General features: G+C 60.3%; 12 protein-coding genes. 3 read left to right on the top strand and 9 right to left on the bottom strand.

From position 1 onward, the window contains the following. Positions 1-21 precede the first annotated feature (21 nt). The gene (locus GGQ73_RS05970; RefSeq protein ID WP_183894760.1) at positions 22-1,122 is read left to right on the top strand and encodes an NAD(P)-dependent alcohol dehydrogenase; all 1,101 of its coding nucleotides are present in this window, start codon (positions 22-24) and stop codon (positions 1,120-1,122) included. A gap of 430 nt (positions 1,123-1,552) precedes the next feature. Here the strand turns inward: GGQ73_RS05970 and GGQ73_RS05975 are convergent, their stop codons facing one another. The 6 genes from GGQ73_RS05975 to GGQ73_RS06000 form a co-directional block, all read right to left on the bottom strand. After that, positions 1,553-3,004, bottom strand: a complete 1,452-nt coding sequence (locus GGQ73_RS05975) for an aldehyde dehydrogenase (protein WP_183894762.1) — start codon at positions 3,002-3,004, stop codon at positions 1,553-1,555. Between the two features lie 140 nt (positions 3,005-3,144). Further along, positions 3,145-4,113 (bottom strand): PDR/VanB family oxidoreductase, encoded by a 969-nt coding sequence (locus GGQ73_RS05980; protein WP_183894764.1) that lies wholly within the window; start codon positions 4,111-4,113, stop codon positions 3,145-3,147. A 20-nt stretch (positions 4,114-4,133) separates the two neighbouring features. Continuing rightward, positions 4,134-4,865 (bottom strand): GntR family transcriptional regulator, encoded by a 732-nt coding sequence (locus tag GGQ73_RS05985; protein ID WP_234910899.1) that lies wholly within the window; start codon positions 4,863-4,865, stop codon positions 4,134-4,136. A 4-nt stretch (positions 4,866-4,869) separates the two neighbouring features. Further along, complete coding sequence (locus tag GGQ73_RS05990) at positions 4,870-5,916, bottom strand: aromatic ring-hydroxylating dioxygenase subunit alpha (RefSeq protein WP_174154133.1); 1,047 nt, start codon at positions 5,914-5,916, stop codon at positions 4,870-4,872. 134 nt (positions 5,917-6,050) lie between these two features. After that, complete coding sequence (locus GGQ73_RS05995; protein WP_183894768.1) at positions 6,051-7,004, bottom strand: 3-hydroxyacyl-CoA dehydrogenase family protein; 954 nt, start codon at positions 7,002-7,004, stop codon at positions 6,051-6,053. Next, the gene (locus tag GGQ73_RS06000; RefSeq protein ID WP_183894770.1) at positions 7,001-8,221 is read right to left on the bottom strand and encodes an MFS transporter; all 1,221 of its coding nucleotides are present in this window, start codon (positions 8,219-8,221) and stop codon (positions 7,001-7,003) included. The genes GGQ73_RS05995 and GGQ73_RS06000 overlap by 4 nt, the downstream gene beginning before the upstream one ends. Positions 8,222-8,452: 231 nt before the next feature. On the opposite strand from GGQ73_RS06000, the gene GGQ73_RS06005 reads away from it, so the two are divergent. Beyond that, on the top strand, positions 8,453-9,094 hold the full coding sequence (locus GGQ73_RS06005; protein ID WP_202049526.1) for a TetR/AcrR family transcriptional regulator: 642 nt from the start codon (positions 8,453-8,455) through the stop codon (positions 9,092-9,094). A 316-nt stretch (positions 9,095-9,410) separates the two neighbouring features. Here GGQ73_RS06005 and GGQ73_RS06010 read toward each other — a convergent pair whose 3' ends face one another. The 3 genes from GGQ73_RS06010 to GGQ73_RS06020 form a co-directional block, all read right to left on the bottom strand. After that, positions 9,411-10,184, bottom strand: coding sequence for an SDR family oxidoreductase (locus GGQ73_RS06010; protein WP_183894772.1), 774 nt, complete (start codon positions 10,182-10,184; stop codon positions 9,411-9,413). A 119-nt stretch (positions 10,185-10,303) separates the two neighbouring features. Further along, positions 10,304-11,425 (bottom strand): alcohol dehydrogenase catalytic domain-containing protein, encoded by a 1,122-nt coding sequence (locus tag GGQ73_RS06015; RefSeq protein ID WP_183894774.1) that lies wholly within the window; start codon positions 11,423-11,425, stop codon positions 10,304-10,306. Between the two features lie 80 nt (positions 11,426-11,505). After that, complete coding sequence (locus tag GGQ73_RS06020) at positions 11,506-12,435, bottom strand: beta-keto acid cleavage family enzyme (RefSeq protein ID WP_252094072.1); 930 nt, start codon at positions 12,433-12,435, stop codon at positions 11,506-11,508. Between the two features lie 394 nt (positions 12,436-12,829). On the opposite strand from GGQ73_RS06020, the gene GGQ73_RS06025 reads away from it, so the two are divergent. Continuing rightward, positions 12,830-14,527, top strand: coding sequence for an acyl-CoA dehydrogenase family protein (locus GGQ73_RS06025; RefSeq protein ID WP_183894778.1), 1,698 nt, complete (start codon positions 12,830-12,832; stop codon positions 14,525-14,527). Positions 14,528-14,609: the final 82 nt, after the last annotated feature.

Below are 14,609 nucleotides of genomic sequence, written 5' to 3' on the forward strand. Positions count from 1 at the left end.
CACCCTTTCCGGAGACCTGCCATGCAGATCAAAGCCGCCGTCGCCCGCGCTGAGGGCGCTCAACTGAGCTTAGAAACCATCGACATCGAAGAGCCGAGAGACAATGAAATTCTCGTCAAGGTCGTTGCGACCGGCGTTTGCCATACCGATATCGTCGTGCGCGACGGCATGATGCCGACACCGCTGCCCGTCGTGCTCGGTCACGAAGGGGCAGGCGTGGTCGAAAAGGTCGGCCGCGCCGTCTCAAAAGTGAAAGCCGGCGATCGGGTGGTGATGACGTTCAACTCCTGTGGCCATTGCCCGACGTGCCAGGACCAACATGCCAGCTATTGCCACGAGTTCTTTCCACGCAATTTCTTCGCCACGCGGACGGATGGTTCAAGCGCGCTGTCGGTTGGCGACGAGCGCATCAATGGCAATTTCTTCGGACAATCGTCTTTCGCCACCCATGCCATCTGCCATGAAGTGAACGTCGTCAAGGTGCCCGAGACGGCGCCGCTTGAACTGCTCGGGCCGCTTGCCTGCGGTATCCAGACAGGGGCGGGTGCCGTGATGAACGCGCTCAAGGTCTCGGCTGGAAAGTCATTTGCCGTGTTCGGCTCGGGTTCGGTCGGGCTTTCCGCCATCATGGCGGCCAAGGCCGTCGGCGCGACGACGATTATCGCGGTCGACATGAACGATGAGCGGCTGGCCATGGCGCGCGAACTTGGCGCCACGCATGTGATCAATCCCGGCAACGTCGATGCAACGACGGAAATTCTGGCGATCACGGGATATGGTCTTCATTTCGCGCTCGATACGACGGGGATTTCCAGCGTCATTCGCGGCGCGGTGATGGCACTGGCGCCCATGGGCACCTGTGGCGTTCTCGGCGTATCCGCCGTGGGAAGCGAAATCCATCTCGACGAGGTCCATTTCATGAGCGGTGGCCGACGCCTCATGGGCATCGTAGAGGGTGAATCCAACCCCGATACCTTCATTCCCATTCTGGTCGAACTCTATGCTCAGGGCCTGTTTCCCTTCGACAGGCTGGTGAAGTTTTACAACTTCGCGGACATCAACCAGGCGATCAACGATTCCGAGAGCGGGCGAACCGTCAAGGCGATCGTGAGGATGCAATAGTCTAGGAGGCACGCATCCGAAATAATGTCACGCCACAGGGCATGGATTTGCAATGTAGGGGTGGTCCGGGACGATACCGATAGCGAGCAGCCAAATCTCAGGATCGAATGTTGCGCTGGGCTATTGGGGGAAACGGGTGGGGGACGTCGACCCGAACCGTTGCTTTGTCAGCTTCGGCCCGCGCGAGGGCTCCCGCCCAAACGCGTGCCGGGCAGGCCACGGCCCGGAGGCTCGGCATCTCCAGCAATATCGCGCTCGCCAAGAACAGCTTGGAGGAGGTGTGCGCCGACCATCCGTTTCTAGGCGAGCCAAATCGACCGGGGCTGAGATCGCCCGGTCGATTGCTGACCGAAGTTGGTCTGAAAAGTCATCCATCGATAGGCCTGAGCTCAGGCAACGCCGCCCTCTCGATGATGAGGCCAAAAAAATCCTAGAAAGGATAGTGCTGGTTCGGATCCTCGATTGTGATCCAGCGCAGTTCCGTGAACTCGGCGATGCCGGATTTGCCGCCGAAGCGGCCGTAGCCACTGCCTTTCACACCGCCAAAGGGCATCTGGGCCTCGTCGGAGACGGTCGGGCCGTTGATGTGGCAGATGCCGGATTCGATACGGCCAGCAACCGAAAGGGCGCGCTTGATATCGCGGCTGAACACGGCGCTCGACAGCCCGTATTCCGTATCGTTAGCGATGCGGATGGCTTCATCCTCGCTCGAAACCCTGATCACGGGCTTCACGGGACCAAAACTTTCTTCGGAATAGAGGCGCATGTCGGGCGTAACGCCGTCGAGCAGCGTCGCTTCCACGACGCTTCCCTCGCGCTTGCCGCCGGCCACGAGTTTCGCACCCTTGGAGATGGCGTCGGCGGTCAGCTCGTCCATCTTGGCGGCGGCCTGCGCGCTGATCATCGATCCCAGCACCACATGGCCGCGCGGATCGCCTGCCGGAAGGCTTCTCGCCTTCGCCGTGAGCTTCGCGACGAACTCATCTGCCACCGCCTCATGCACGATGAGGCGTTCGGTCGACATGCAGATCTGCCCCATATTGGCGAAGGCGCCAAAGGCTGCGGCATTGACGGCACCGTCGATATCGGCGTCGTCGAGCACGATCAGCGGCGCCTTGCCGCCGAGCTCCAGGAGGGCCGGTTTCAGATGCCGTCCGCACAGTTCGGCGATGATCCTGCCGACCTTGGTCGAACCGGTGAAATTCACCCGGCGGACCCTCTCGTCGGAAATCAGATGTTCGACAATCCCAGGCGCGTCTTCCGGCGCGTTGGTAATCACGTTGATGACACCCGCCGGCAGTCCTGCATCAACCAGGCACTGAGCGATCAGACGGTGCGTGCCCGGGCACTGCTCTGAGGCTTTAAGGATGACGGTGTTGCCGCAAGCCAGCGGCATGGCGATGGCCCGAGTGCCCAAAATGACCGGCGCGTTCCAGGGTGCGATGCCGAGACATACTCCGGCCGCCTGACGCATGCCCATGGACAGGGAGCCCGGCTTGTCCGAGGGAATGACCTCGCCGGAAATCTGCGTTGTCATGGCCGCAGATTCCCGCAGGATGCTTGCGGCGAACATGACGTTGAAAGCACCCCAGGGGCCGGTTGCGCCCGTCTCCGCAGTCACCAGCTCGGAAAACTCCTCGACCTTGGATTCCATGATATCTGCGGCCTTCAGGAGGATCTTGCGCCTTTCGCCGGGTCCCGTCTTCGACCAGGCAGGAAATGCGGTGGCGGCTGCCTCGATCGCTCGCCGGGCATCGCCGAGGCTCGCTGCAGCGGCCGTCGTTGCGACGTCACCGGTATAGGGATTAATCCGGTCGTAGGTACGCCCGCTTTCGGCGGCCCGTTCGGAGCCGTTGATCAGCAGGGGGATGGTCGTCGTCATGGGTGTCTTCTCCGTTGAGGAATGGGCTGGTTTTGATAGGAATTCGGGAGGGGTCGAAAAAGCGGTGGCTCACGGCGCAGGCGCACGTCGCCCCGGTGCGCGCCGTGCTGACCTCCCACATCGCACGACCACATCCGTTTTCAGGCTCGATAGCCGATATCGATCACCGCGCGTCCCCCGGTAAATCGGGAGACGCAGGCACACATCTGCTCGTTGCTGTTCTTTTCCGCGTCGTTGAAGAAAACGTCGCGGTGATCGACGTCGCTGTCGGTTTCAACGATGCGGACAGCGCAGAGGCCGCATTCTCCCCGCTGGCAATCGTAGATCATATCAACCCCCGCACCGATCAACGCATCCAGCAGCGATTGGTCAGGCCGGACCGTCGTTTGGATGCCGCGATTGAGCACGGACACCTCGAAGGCGGTCTCGGTGAATTTTCCATTGTCGCCAAACACCTCGTAGCGCAGGCGGCTGACAGGGCGACCGCTTTCGAGCCAGACGTGCTTGACGGCCTGTAGCAGTCCGAGCGGACCGCAGACATAGGCTTCTCCATTCTCAGGAAGAGCAGCGATTTCTTTGGCGAGGTCCAAATTCCGGCCTTCGTCTGCCGGAAATACCTCGAGCCTGTTGGCCAGAAGGTCGGAGAGGTCATCGATGAACGGCATGACGCTGCGCGAGGCGCCGCCATAGATCATGCGCAGATCCTGATCCGCTGCCGCCAGCGTGCGCGCCATACCGTAGATGGGGGTGACGCCGATGCCGCCTGCGATCAGAAGATAACGACTGGCGCGCCAGGACAGCTCGAAGCGGTTCTCCGGTGCCGTCACATCGACCGCATCGCCTGGTTTGAGCGATGCGATGAAACGCGATCCGCCGCGGCTGTTGGGATGCAGCTTGGCCGCGATCGCCAGACAGCCGGGCGGTGCCGGCAGACATGTGTAGGTACGGATGGCGCGGGCGCCGTCAATGAGAACAGCGATATTGGTGTGTGAGCCCGGATCGAAGGGGGGAAGCGTGCCCTGCACGTCAAACTCCACCCGATGAACTCCCTCGGCGATTTCTGCGGTCGAACGGACGCTCGCCCGCCGCCACTCCATGTTCATGCGCATTATTTCTCCTCCCAGAGTTTTTACGCGACAATCAGTGCGAGGCCCGGCACTTTCGGTATCAGGCTGCGATCCTCGCTCATGATAAATTCGAGATTTCTGCGCGCCAGCCGCGCATGTTCGCGACCCAGGAATTCGGCACGCGCCCCTTCTCGGCCCTCCAGTGCATTCACCATGTCGCGATGTTGCGTCTGCGCAAAAACCAGCGACTGGCGAAAAGCCGGAACGTCCTCCTGCTTTTCCAGAAAGGCGCTGGGGGAGGCAAAGGGCAGTTGCACGATCCGTTCCAGCTCCCGCCGCATGGTCTCGCTGCCCGGTAGCAGGGCCAGGGCCGCATGGAACTCCGCATTGAGCTCGACATACCGCTCGAAATGCATGTTTTCGGGACGGTCGGTAAAGGCGTCGTCGAGCGCACGGACCAGCGCCCGCAGATGCCCAAGTCGCGCCGCCGGCACACCGCGTTCCGCCGCCAGCCGCAGCGCCGTTCCCTCCATGAGCCCGCGCAGTTCGATAGCATCGAAGACATCTGCCGTGGTGAAGCTACGGATGGCGTAACCGCCCGAAGGGATCAGCTCCAGTAACCCCTCCTGCTCCAGTCGCGAAAGCGCAGCTCTCAGCGGCGTGCGGGAAACGCCGAGCATCTCGGAGAGGGCGACTTCGGAAAGGCGCTCACCCGCAGCCATGCCGCCACCGAGAACGATGTCACGCACACCGAGTAGGGCTTTAAGCGTCTGCGTGTCCCGCTTTGTCTCCATGTGTCTACTCCGCAGCCAGTCGGACGGCCTGTTCACCATCGATCATGCGGTCGGTCAACTTGCGCGCCCACATCGATCCGGCATCGATATTGAGATTGTAGAACACGTGGTCGGGATTTGCCTCAATGGCTTTCTGCTGGGCTTCGAGAATGTCTTCATCCTCGCGGAAGACACCTGCGACAGCCTCGCGCAGCTTGTGCGTCCAGGCCTGGTTGCCGATGTCCCAGTTGCGTGCGAAAGCCCAGAAATAGTGACAGGTCGAATCTGTCTCGGGGGTCATCGTGTTGAGCACGAAACCGTTGACGCCCTGGCTCCTGTCGCCCTGCGGCGCACCCGTGCCGGCAACCGCGACGCCGACATCGATGGCAACGGTCGAAGGGGCCTGGAAGTGGATAATCTGCCAGCGATCGACCTTGCCGGGCTTGCGCAGTTGATCGGACCAGAAGGGCGGTGGATCAATCCCCTCCATCCAGCGTGTCACTGTCGCCGTCGTGTCGGAATGCGTGACCGTGAAGGGGGCTTCCGCAACGGCGCGGTTGCCGATCGACGAACCGTGCACGAATGTCTCATGGGTGAGATCCATGAGATTGTCGACAACGAGCCTATAGTCACATTTCACATGAATGACCTTGCCGTCGCTGGCCCATTCCGGATCGTCGTTCCAGTGCAGGTCGGGTATTTTGGTCGGATCGGCGAGAGCCGGATCCCCCATCCATATCCATAGAAACCGATGACGCTCCTCCAGTGGGTAGCTCTTGACGCAAGCCGAAGGGTTGATGGTTTCCTGCGACGGCATATAGACGCAGCGGCCTGTCTCGTCGAACTCGAGCCCGTGATACCCGCAAATGACATTGTCGCCATGCAACTCCCCTTTGGAGAGCGGCAGCAGCCTGTGCCAACAGGTGTCGGCCAGCGCGGCGGCCTTTCCGTTCTGCTTGCGAAACAGGACCACGGGCGTGCCGCAGATGGTTCGAGGCAACAGAGCCCGCTTCACCTCTACGTCGTAGGCGGCAGCGTACCAGGCATTAATAGGAAAAGTCCGGGGTTTCATCGCATCACTCCTCCAAGTGCTCAATAATGAATACCATTCGTATACAGAAAATGTCAAATACTTAGATAAATGGCGCAACAAATTATAATATTATCATTTTTGTATACATGGGGATGGTTATGGTGGGCCTTTGGTTACAGGGGTGACGGAGGATACTCTGACTGGCGATCCAGTTTCCAGCGATCAAGCATGCGCAAAAGCTCGATCCTGCGCTCTTGCCAAACGGGTTCGGGTGTTTCCGAGAGAATCCCCTCTATACCCGTTTCGACCTTGTTTTGCAGGTCCGCATTCAGGAGGGGCGCGCCAAGATCAGCCCACATTGCGCGCAGTGCGCCGCCAAGATTGGCGAAAGCTGCAGCTGCCCCGCCTGGTCCGCCGGCCAGGTGCTGGCTGATGAACGGACCGGTTGCGGCCCATCGTTGCCCGGGGCCTTCCGTCAACGCAAGATCAATGTCACCTGCCGAGGCGACGCCTTGTTCGAGAAGGAAGAACGCCTCGCGCATGAGCGCTGCCTGAAGGCGATTGGCGATGTGGCCGGACAGCTCCCGACGCACGTGGATGGGGACTTTCCCAATCGCTGTGTAAAAGCGCATCGCTGCCAGGATCGTGGCCTCCGATGTGCGCGCGCCGCCCACGACTTCCACAAGCGCAATCAGCGGTACGGGGATGAAGGGATGCCCCGCAATGATGCGTTCGGGGTGTAAAGCCTTTGCCTGAAGGAGGCTCGGCATGATGCTCGATGTGCTGGACGCGATCACCGCATGCGACGGCGCGGCAGCCTCGATGGCAGCAATAACCTTGCGCTTCACCTCAAGATCTTCGGGCGAATTCTCCTGGACCCAGTCGCAATTGGTCACGGCCTGCTCGATTGTCGGAACGAAGGTCAGTCGGTCGATCGCGGCCGTGATGCCGACCGCGTCAAGTCCCAGCAGTCTGAGGTCCCGCGCGACGGCCATGCGCAGACGCTCTTCCGCGCCCAGGGCAGGGTCGGCGCAAGTGACGCTCAAGCCGCGCGCCAGAAGATGGGTTGCCCATCCCGCGCCGATATTGCCGCAGCCAACGACAGCAATTTTTTCCGGCACAGTCATTTTGCCTTCTCCGGAAACGAAGGGAGCGTCAGGAGTGAGACTGCGGCAATCAGGAGGATTGCACAGGAAAACCAGAGCGCGGTGTCATAGGAGTTCGCCATAGCCTGAAGTCGAGAGATCACGAGCGGGCTGAGGCCAAGGCCAAACGCGAAGATCCCGTACAATATGCCATAGATACGGCCATAGACGGCGAGGCCGAAGTAACGGGCTGTGAGATAACCGATAACATCACCTTCAGCACCCAGCGCGAGGCCAATCAGCAGGGCGCCAGGCGCGGCGGCGGCCACACCGAACAGCGCGATGATCGCAAGGCCAAGCGCGGCCAGCAACACGGCGCTCGCCGCTATATAGGGAGCAAAAATCCGGTCCATAAGAGCGCCTGCGCCAAGCCTGCCGACAAGTAAGGCAACACCGATCAAGCTCTGGATCTGTGCGGCTGACGACAGGTCCATGCCAGCGTCTGTGAGCATCGGCACCATATGGAACGTGAAGCCGCCGACGCCCAGCGCCACAAGCAGAAAGGTAAAGGCGAGACGCCAGAGGAACGGCGATGACAGGTCTGGTGTGCGGTAGTGTGCGTCTGTGGATTCCTCTGCCTTCGTCGCAGTCGGGACCGAAACACTCGATCGAAGCCGTGGCACGAGAAGTGCCAGCGACAGGGTTGAGCACACCAACACGAGCGCGGCGACTGCAAGATAGCCTTCCCGCCAGCTATTCTGCGCGATCAGGGAGGCGATAATGGGCGGGGCGATGATGGCCATGACACCGCCGCCAGCCAACGTGGCGCCAAGCGCAAATCCGCGCGCTGCGACAAAGTTCTCGCTGACGATCCGCGTGAATGAAACCGGTCCGGTCGCGGATCCGACGCCGATCAACAGCAACTGAACCAGAAGGAACAGCGCGAAGCTGCCGCCGATCCTGCTCAAGACCAGATAACCCACGATCATCGCGCAGAAGGATACCAGCAAAGGCCGGACCACGCCGAACCGATCGACCAGAGTGCCCACAAACGGCGAGAGAATAGCCAGCAGCATGCCGCCTGCCAGCGTTACCAGCGACATCTGTTCGCGCGACCAGCCAAAGGTTTGGGTCAACGGCCCGACAAACAAGCCTTGCGAATAATAGGCGATGGACGAAACGCCGCCCGCCAGACCGAGAAACGCACCGAGTAAAACGGGCCACTTTCTTGATAATTCCTGCCATGCGGTTTCGCGCATCTGTCATCCTCCTCCCCAGGACATCGCCGACAGACAGCCGACGACTTCAGCCAATATTCCTCAAAGAAATGGATCGGTCAATCTTTCTTTCTTAAAGAAGAAGTTTTTGTCAGTGTGTATCACGGGTTGATCTTCTGTGAGCTTTCAGCGAAGATTCAGTTCTATAAGATGATGAGGTAAGAAGATCTTTTGACGATGCGCAGACGCCAAGCCGACAGACGGCAGGAATCGATGACCCTCATCCTAGACGTTGCCGAGGCAGAATTCGCGTGGAAGGGTTTTGACGGCACGAGCTTGACGAACGTCGCCAAGGCCGCCGGCATCGATACGGCCCTCATGCGCTATTATTTCGGCGACAAGAAAAACCTGTTCGAAGCTGTGTTTCGGCGGCGCGGCCCTTTTTTGAATGAACTGCGGCGCGAGGCCTTTGAAGCCTATGAGGCTGAGGTCGGCGAGGCGATGACACTTGAAGGCGTGATTGATGCGTTCATCCGACCGGGACTTCAGCTCAGCATAACGGACGATGGCTGGCGCAATTACGATGCGGTCGTGGGCTTCGTTAACAGTTCCGGTGGCGAGCTGCGCCGTTTGATGTCGGAGGTGTTCGACGACACCTCGCAAATGCTTCTTAGATATATGCGCCGTGTCCTGCCAGACGCGTCTGAGGAGGAGATTTACTGGAGCTATCACTTCCTCAGCGGCAGTTTGACCTTTTCCCTCAGTCAGACGGGCCGCATCGATGTGATCTCGAACGGATTGGTCTCCTCGCGCGACCTGGGTGCGATCCTCGACCGCCTCCCAATCCTGTTCGGCGCCGGTATCCGGGCGATGTGCGCGCAGCCGCAAAGCGCCCCGAAAGGGCCGCAGACATAGGAAAGCTTTCGGCAAAGAGGCGATCCCGCTACGACCGACATTCCGCTAGAGCGTTTCCTTGTTAAATGGAAACAGTTCTGTTGGTTCAAACGGGATCGACTGCTTGTCCGGAGGGCGCGTGGCGTAGCCTTAGCATACGGCCAAGCCGTCCGGGCAGGCAGATGGCCCGTTTCAACCAACCCGGAGGGCCGGGCATATTTCCGCCAGGACAAAGGCGATCGGCTCGACCGTACCTTAGGGTATGCCCTTCGCCAATCGCCTTTGTCCTGACGAAAATCTGCTCCGGCAGAACGTTTCCATTTAACAAGGAAACGCTCTAGGCCATGTAATGGAGATCGTTGTCGATGCCGATGGCCTGGCCACTGATCGCCCCGCCTTCTCGTGACGCCAGAAAAACCGCCAGCGCGGCGACCTCCTCGGCAGAGACGAGGCGTTTGATTGAAGTCCCGGCCAGTCCTTTCCGGATGATATCTGCCGGATGGACTTGCGCGACCGCAGCTTTGGCCGAGACCACGGCCTGGAGTCTGGGGCCATCGACCATTCCCGGCAGAATCGCATTCGCACGAATATCGTAGGATCCCAGTTCGGCGGCGATTGTTTTCATAAAGCCGATAACGGCCCACTTCGCTGCCGCGTAGGGACTGCGGTTGGGGTAGGCCATCCGTCCTGCCGCCGACGACATGCACAGGATCGAAGCACAGTCGCTTTTCCTGAGTTCCGCGACGGCGAGGCGGACAAGATTGTACTGCCCTGTCAGATTGACGGCCAAGGTTCGGTCCCAGTCTTCCGGCATGATCTCGTCCACGCGGCCGGTCGGGCCGGATATTCCAGCATTGTTCACCAGCGTATCGAGCCCGCCAAGCGCGCCGATGGCCGCAGTGAACATGGTGTCAACGGCGGTGCGATCCGTCACATCACACACGGCGCTTCCAGCAGACGGAAGAACCACCGCGAGCGCCTCAACCGCCTCCGCGCTGGAATCGCAGACGAACACAGCCGCGCCCGATGCGACGAAGGCGCGCGCGATTTCCAGGCCGATGCCGCTCGCACCCGCTGTCACCAGAACACGAAGGCCTTTTACTGTCGGCATTCCATCTCTCCCGGACGTCATTTATGTGGGACCCGGGTGGTCATCCACCACCCCGTAGTCGAGTTCCTTATGCGATCTGATCAGAGCCATGATCGCGCGCACTCGGGCACGCGCTGAGTTCAAGGCCTTCCCGGCTCAATCAGATACTTCGCACCTGTTGCCGGTACGCAAAGCCGTGCAATCGTTTCCGGCTCGACCAACGCGGTCAGCGGCACGGCATTCGTGTAACTGGATGCGAAGACGGTCGTGATTTGCTCGGCAATCTGTTGTCGAAGTCGGGTTCTCTCCAGCGGTCCGATCCGCTCCAGAAAGGGCGTCAGAAGCCAGCCACCGACAGACCACTGCATGCCCCAATCGCGATCGAGCACGATGGGTCTGCTATCGAGACCACCATAGATGTAGATCTGCTTGTGGACGCTGGACCCGTAGCGGCTGAAATGCGGCATGTCACGGCGAAAGACCCGATCCATCGCGCTGAGAATCTCACCGGCCAAACCACCACCACCGACGGCATCAAAGGCGATCGTCGCACGCGTTTCCTCGATGGCATTCATCAACTGCCCAGCGAAATCGGGTTCATCTGATCTGACGATCCATCGCGCATCGAGAGCCCGCAACATGTCCGCCTGCGCAGCGTTTCGCACGATATTGACAAGCGCTATGCCGTCTCTCGCGCAGAGGCGGTTGAGGATCTGGCCCAGACTGGACGCCGCCGCGGTGTGAACGATCGCGGTGTGTCCTTCGGACCGCATCGTATGGACCATTCCGGAAGCGGTCATTGGGTTGACCCAAGCAGAAGCAGCCTGCTGCGGCGTGACGTCTTCGGGTAGCAGGATGCAGTCATCTGCCGTCACTGTGCGATACTGCGCGTACATTCCGCCCCCCAGGACGGCGACGGTTCGCCCAAGCATATGGCGCACGGAAGAGCCAGCGTCGATGACGACGCCGGCGCCCTCGTTGCCGACGGGCAAAGGATGACCGATGCGCCCCGCCATCAGGTCCAGGGCCTGCGCTGGCAGGCGCGCGACCAAGACTGCCGTGCCGTCCGCGTCATTTGATCGCTGGAACTCCGATGGCTTCGCGCCGGCCAGCATCAGGCCGATATCCGACGGATTGACGGGGGCGGCATCGACCCGCACGATAACCTGATCAGGTTGAGGCTTGCCGACGGGCGTTTCCACTAAGCGCAGCGTCACCAGTCCGTCTGCTGTCACTTCAGATACGAGTTTAAGTCCTATCATGATGCCTCACCAATTCCTCCCCCAGCAACCAGTCGTCATCTGGTCTTCGTTTCTCCGCAGCGCAGACCGCCGAGTGCTCCTCAGAAGGCGACTTCGCTGCCGCCCTTTAGGGCCAGCATCTGACGTGCCTCGTCTGGGGTTGCGATCTCCCTGCCAGCCTCTTCCAGAATACGACGGATCTTGCGGACCTGCTCTGCATTGGTCTGGGCAAGCTGCCCACGGCCAATCATCAAGCTGTCCTCGAGGCCCACACGAACATTGCCTCCCATGGCCGCGCTCATCGTCGCGAAAGGTATCTGGTGTTTGCCCGCACCGAGGACCGATAAATGCCAGTCGTTGCCGAACAGCTTGTCCGCGATCGTCACCATATGCGTGAGGTTTTCGTGATCACCGCCCATGCCGCCCAGTATCCCGAAGATGCACTGGATGAAGAAGGGGGGCTTGATAATGCCCTTGTCGGCAAAATAGGCGAGGTTGTAGAGGTGGCTTGTGTCGTAGCATTCGTACTCGAAGCGCGTGCCATAGCCGGAAAGCTCAGTCGCAATGGCTTCGATCTGTGCAAAGCTGTTGCTCATCGCGGTATGCCGGGTGGATTCGAGAAATGGCTGCTCCCAGTCATGTTTCCATGTTCGCGATTGCTCGGCCGCGACGAAGACCCCGAAATTCATGGTTCCCATGTTGAGGGACGTCAATTCAGGCCGCGCCGCGCGCGCCGCGCCAAGTCGTTGATCAAGTGACATGCCGACAGCTCCGCCGGTCGTCAGGTTCACGACGGCATCGCACTGCTGCTTTATCCGAGGCAGGAACTGCATGAAGATCGCCGGATCCGCACTCGGCCGTCCATCGTTCGGATCGCGGGCGTGCAGATGCAGAATGGCGGCTCCCGCTTCGGCAGCCTCGACCGATTGCTGAGCAATCTCGTCCGGCGTAATCGGCAGGTACTCGGACATGGTCGGCGTGTGGACCGAACCGGTCACGGCACATGAAATAATCGCTTTTCTAACTTTGATCATAAACTATCCTCCCAGACAAATATCCGAAGCCCAAAGCGACGAAGTTCGCTCAGGCGGCCTCCGATCGCCAGCTATGATGCCGGACCGGCGACGACCGGCGAAGGCAACGGCACACTCGGTTGCCGCATCCTCCTCCCATCGACTTTCTGACGATCATCAGAACCGCGCTCCTCAACGCTCTAACGGTTCAATCTTGCGCCCGCGTCGACTTTGCGTCAATATTTCTTTTCTAGAAAAGCAATAAATGATAAGAGAGTGTACCGATAGCTCACATAGCGGTGTCGATGGCTTGCAGAGACGAAGCAGCGCCGTCGCATGAGGAGGAGAGTTTGATGAAGCCGATGGACATTTGCGTTCGCGCTCAACCACAAGCGAAGAGCGGGCGGTTTGCATGACCACACGTGCCGAACTACCCGTAGCCGATCTCACCCCGATCCTCCACACACTGGCCCGCCTACCGGAATTGCAGCGGTTGCGTGACATCCAGAGCCGCTTCGCAATGGCCGACGATGCGCTGATCCAAACGATCGTTGAAGAGGCAGATCGCCTCGCCGTAAAGGTCATCGCGCCGCTCAATGCAGAGGGAGAGCGCAATCCTCCCCGTTACCAGGAGGGTCGCGTGCGGACCTCGGACATGCATAAGGACGCATGGAACCACTACGCGGCTGGCGGCTGGCTGTCGCTCGACATCGATCCGGATTTCGACGGACAGGGCCTCCCGCTCGTGTTGGCGGTCGCCGTCCAGGAGGTATTCGACCGCGCGTCACCCGCCTTCGGCATGCTGCCGGTGCCGATGCGCTCCGCCGCCAGGATGATCTCGATGTTCGGCGATGACGAGACCCGCGCACGCTGGCTGCCACTTCTGGCTTCCGGCGAAATCGGTGCGACCATCTGTATTTCCGAGGTTGAGGCAGGCTCCGATGTTGCCCGGCTGCGGACAATCGCAGAGCCTGCCGGCGACCTTTTCCGGATTACCGGCGAAAAGCAGTGGATCAGCTTCGGCGACCATGACCTAACCAAGACGATTCTCCATTGTGTTCTTGCACGCGATGATGAAGCGGGAGGCTTCTCGCTCTTTCTCGTACCCTGCGGGCCCGATGAGGCTAGTAAGACAGTGGTGACGAGACGGCTTGAAGAAAAGCTCGGCCTGCATCTTTCGCCCACCTGCGCGCTTGGTTTCGAGGGTGCTCTCGGCGAGCGACTGGGCGCGCCGGGTCGCGGCCTGGCCACGATTTTCGGTATGATCACGCGGATGAGACTTGCGGTGGGCGCGATGGGGCTCGGAATCGCTGTCAGCGCTCTCGACGTGGCCGATGCCTATGCCGCAGAACGGCGCCAGGGTGGCAAGGCCGCACAGCCGGTGCGGATCGACACGCATCCTGATGTTCAGCGCATGCTGAAACGCATGAGGGCGACAGTGACCGCGTTCCGAAACCTGCTTTACACGGTGGCGGCACATGCGGAACTCGCAGAGTTCGAGCCCGATAAAGAGGCCGCTGAAACAAGCCAGCATCTGGTGCAGTGGCTGTTGCCGGTGATCAAGACGCTTGGCGGCGAAATCGCCTTCGATTGCGCCAGCGACGCAATCCAGGTTCTGGGCGGTGCGGGTTACACTGCCGACTGGCCTGTCGAACAGGCGCTTCGTGACGCGCGGGTTCTGACGATCTTCGAAGGTACGACGGGTATCCAGGCAGCCGATCTGGTGCAACGCGGGATATGGCGCGGCGGTAGCGCTGGTCTAGGCGTCTTTCTCAAGCTGATCGGCGATGATCTCGGTCATATGGCGTCCGACGACCGGTATTCGATCGAGGCGGCGCTCGATATTCTAAAACAAGCGACGCAACTCGTGACCCCGCAGGATCGTGGCAGTGAGGCGGCCTCCGTTGCCTATCTCCACCTTGTCGGACATTGCGCGCTTGCCTGGGCGACGATCCGTCAGAAATCCTCAGGCGCTGTGAACGAAGCGGAGAGCGAAGCCCTTGATATCGAGCTGGGTACTCTGCGCGCGAGATGCGAGCTGGAGGCGGCGCGGATCGCCGCGTTGTCGAAACATTATCGCACGGCAAATCTACAAACGGAGTCGGCCTAATTCCCAGAGACAAGTCCACAACGGCTGTACCTGCGGCGACCGTTTTTGGGATGTTACGGTTTGATACGGCTACAGTCATTCC

The sequence above is a fragment of the Rhizobium skierniewicense genome, assembly GCF_014196515.1.
Taxonomy (GTDB): Bacteria; Pseudomonadota; Alphaproteobacteria; order Rhizobiales; family Rhizobiaceae; genus Agrobacterium; species Agrobacterium skierniewicense.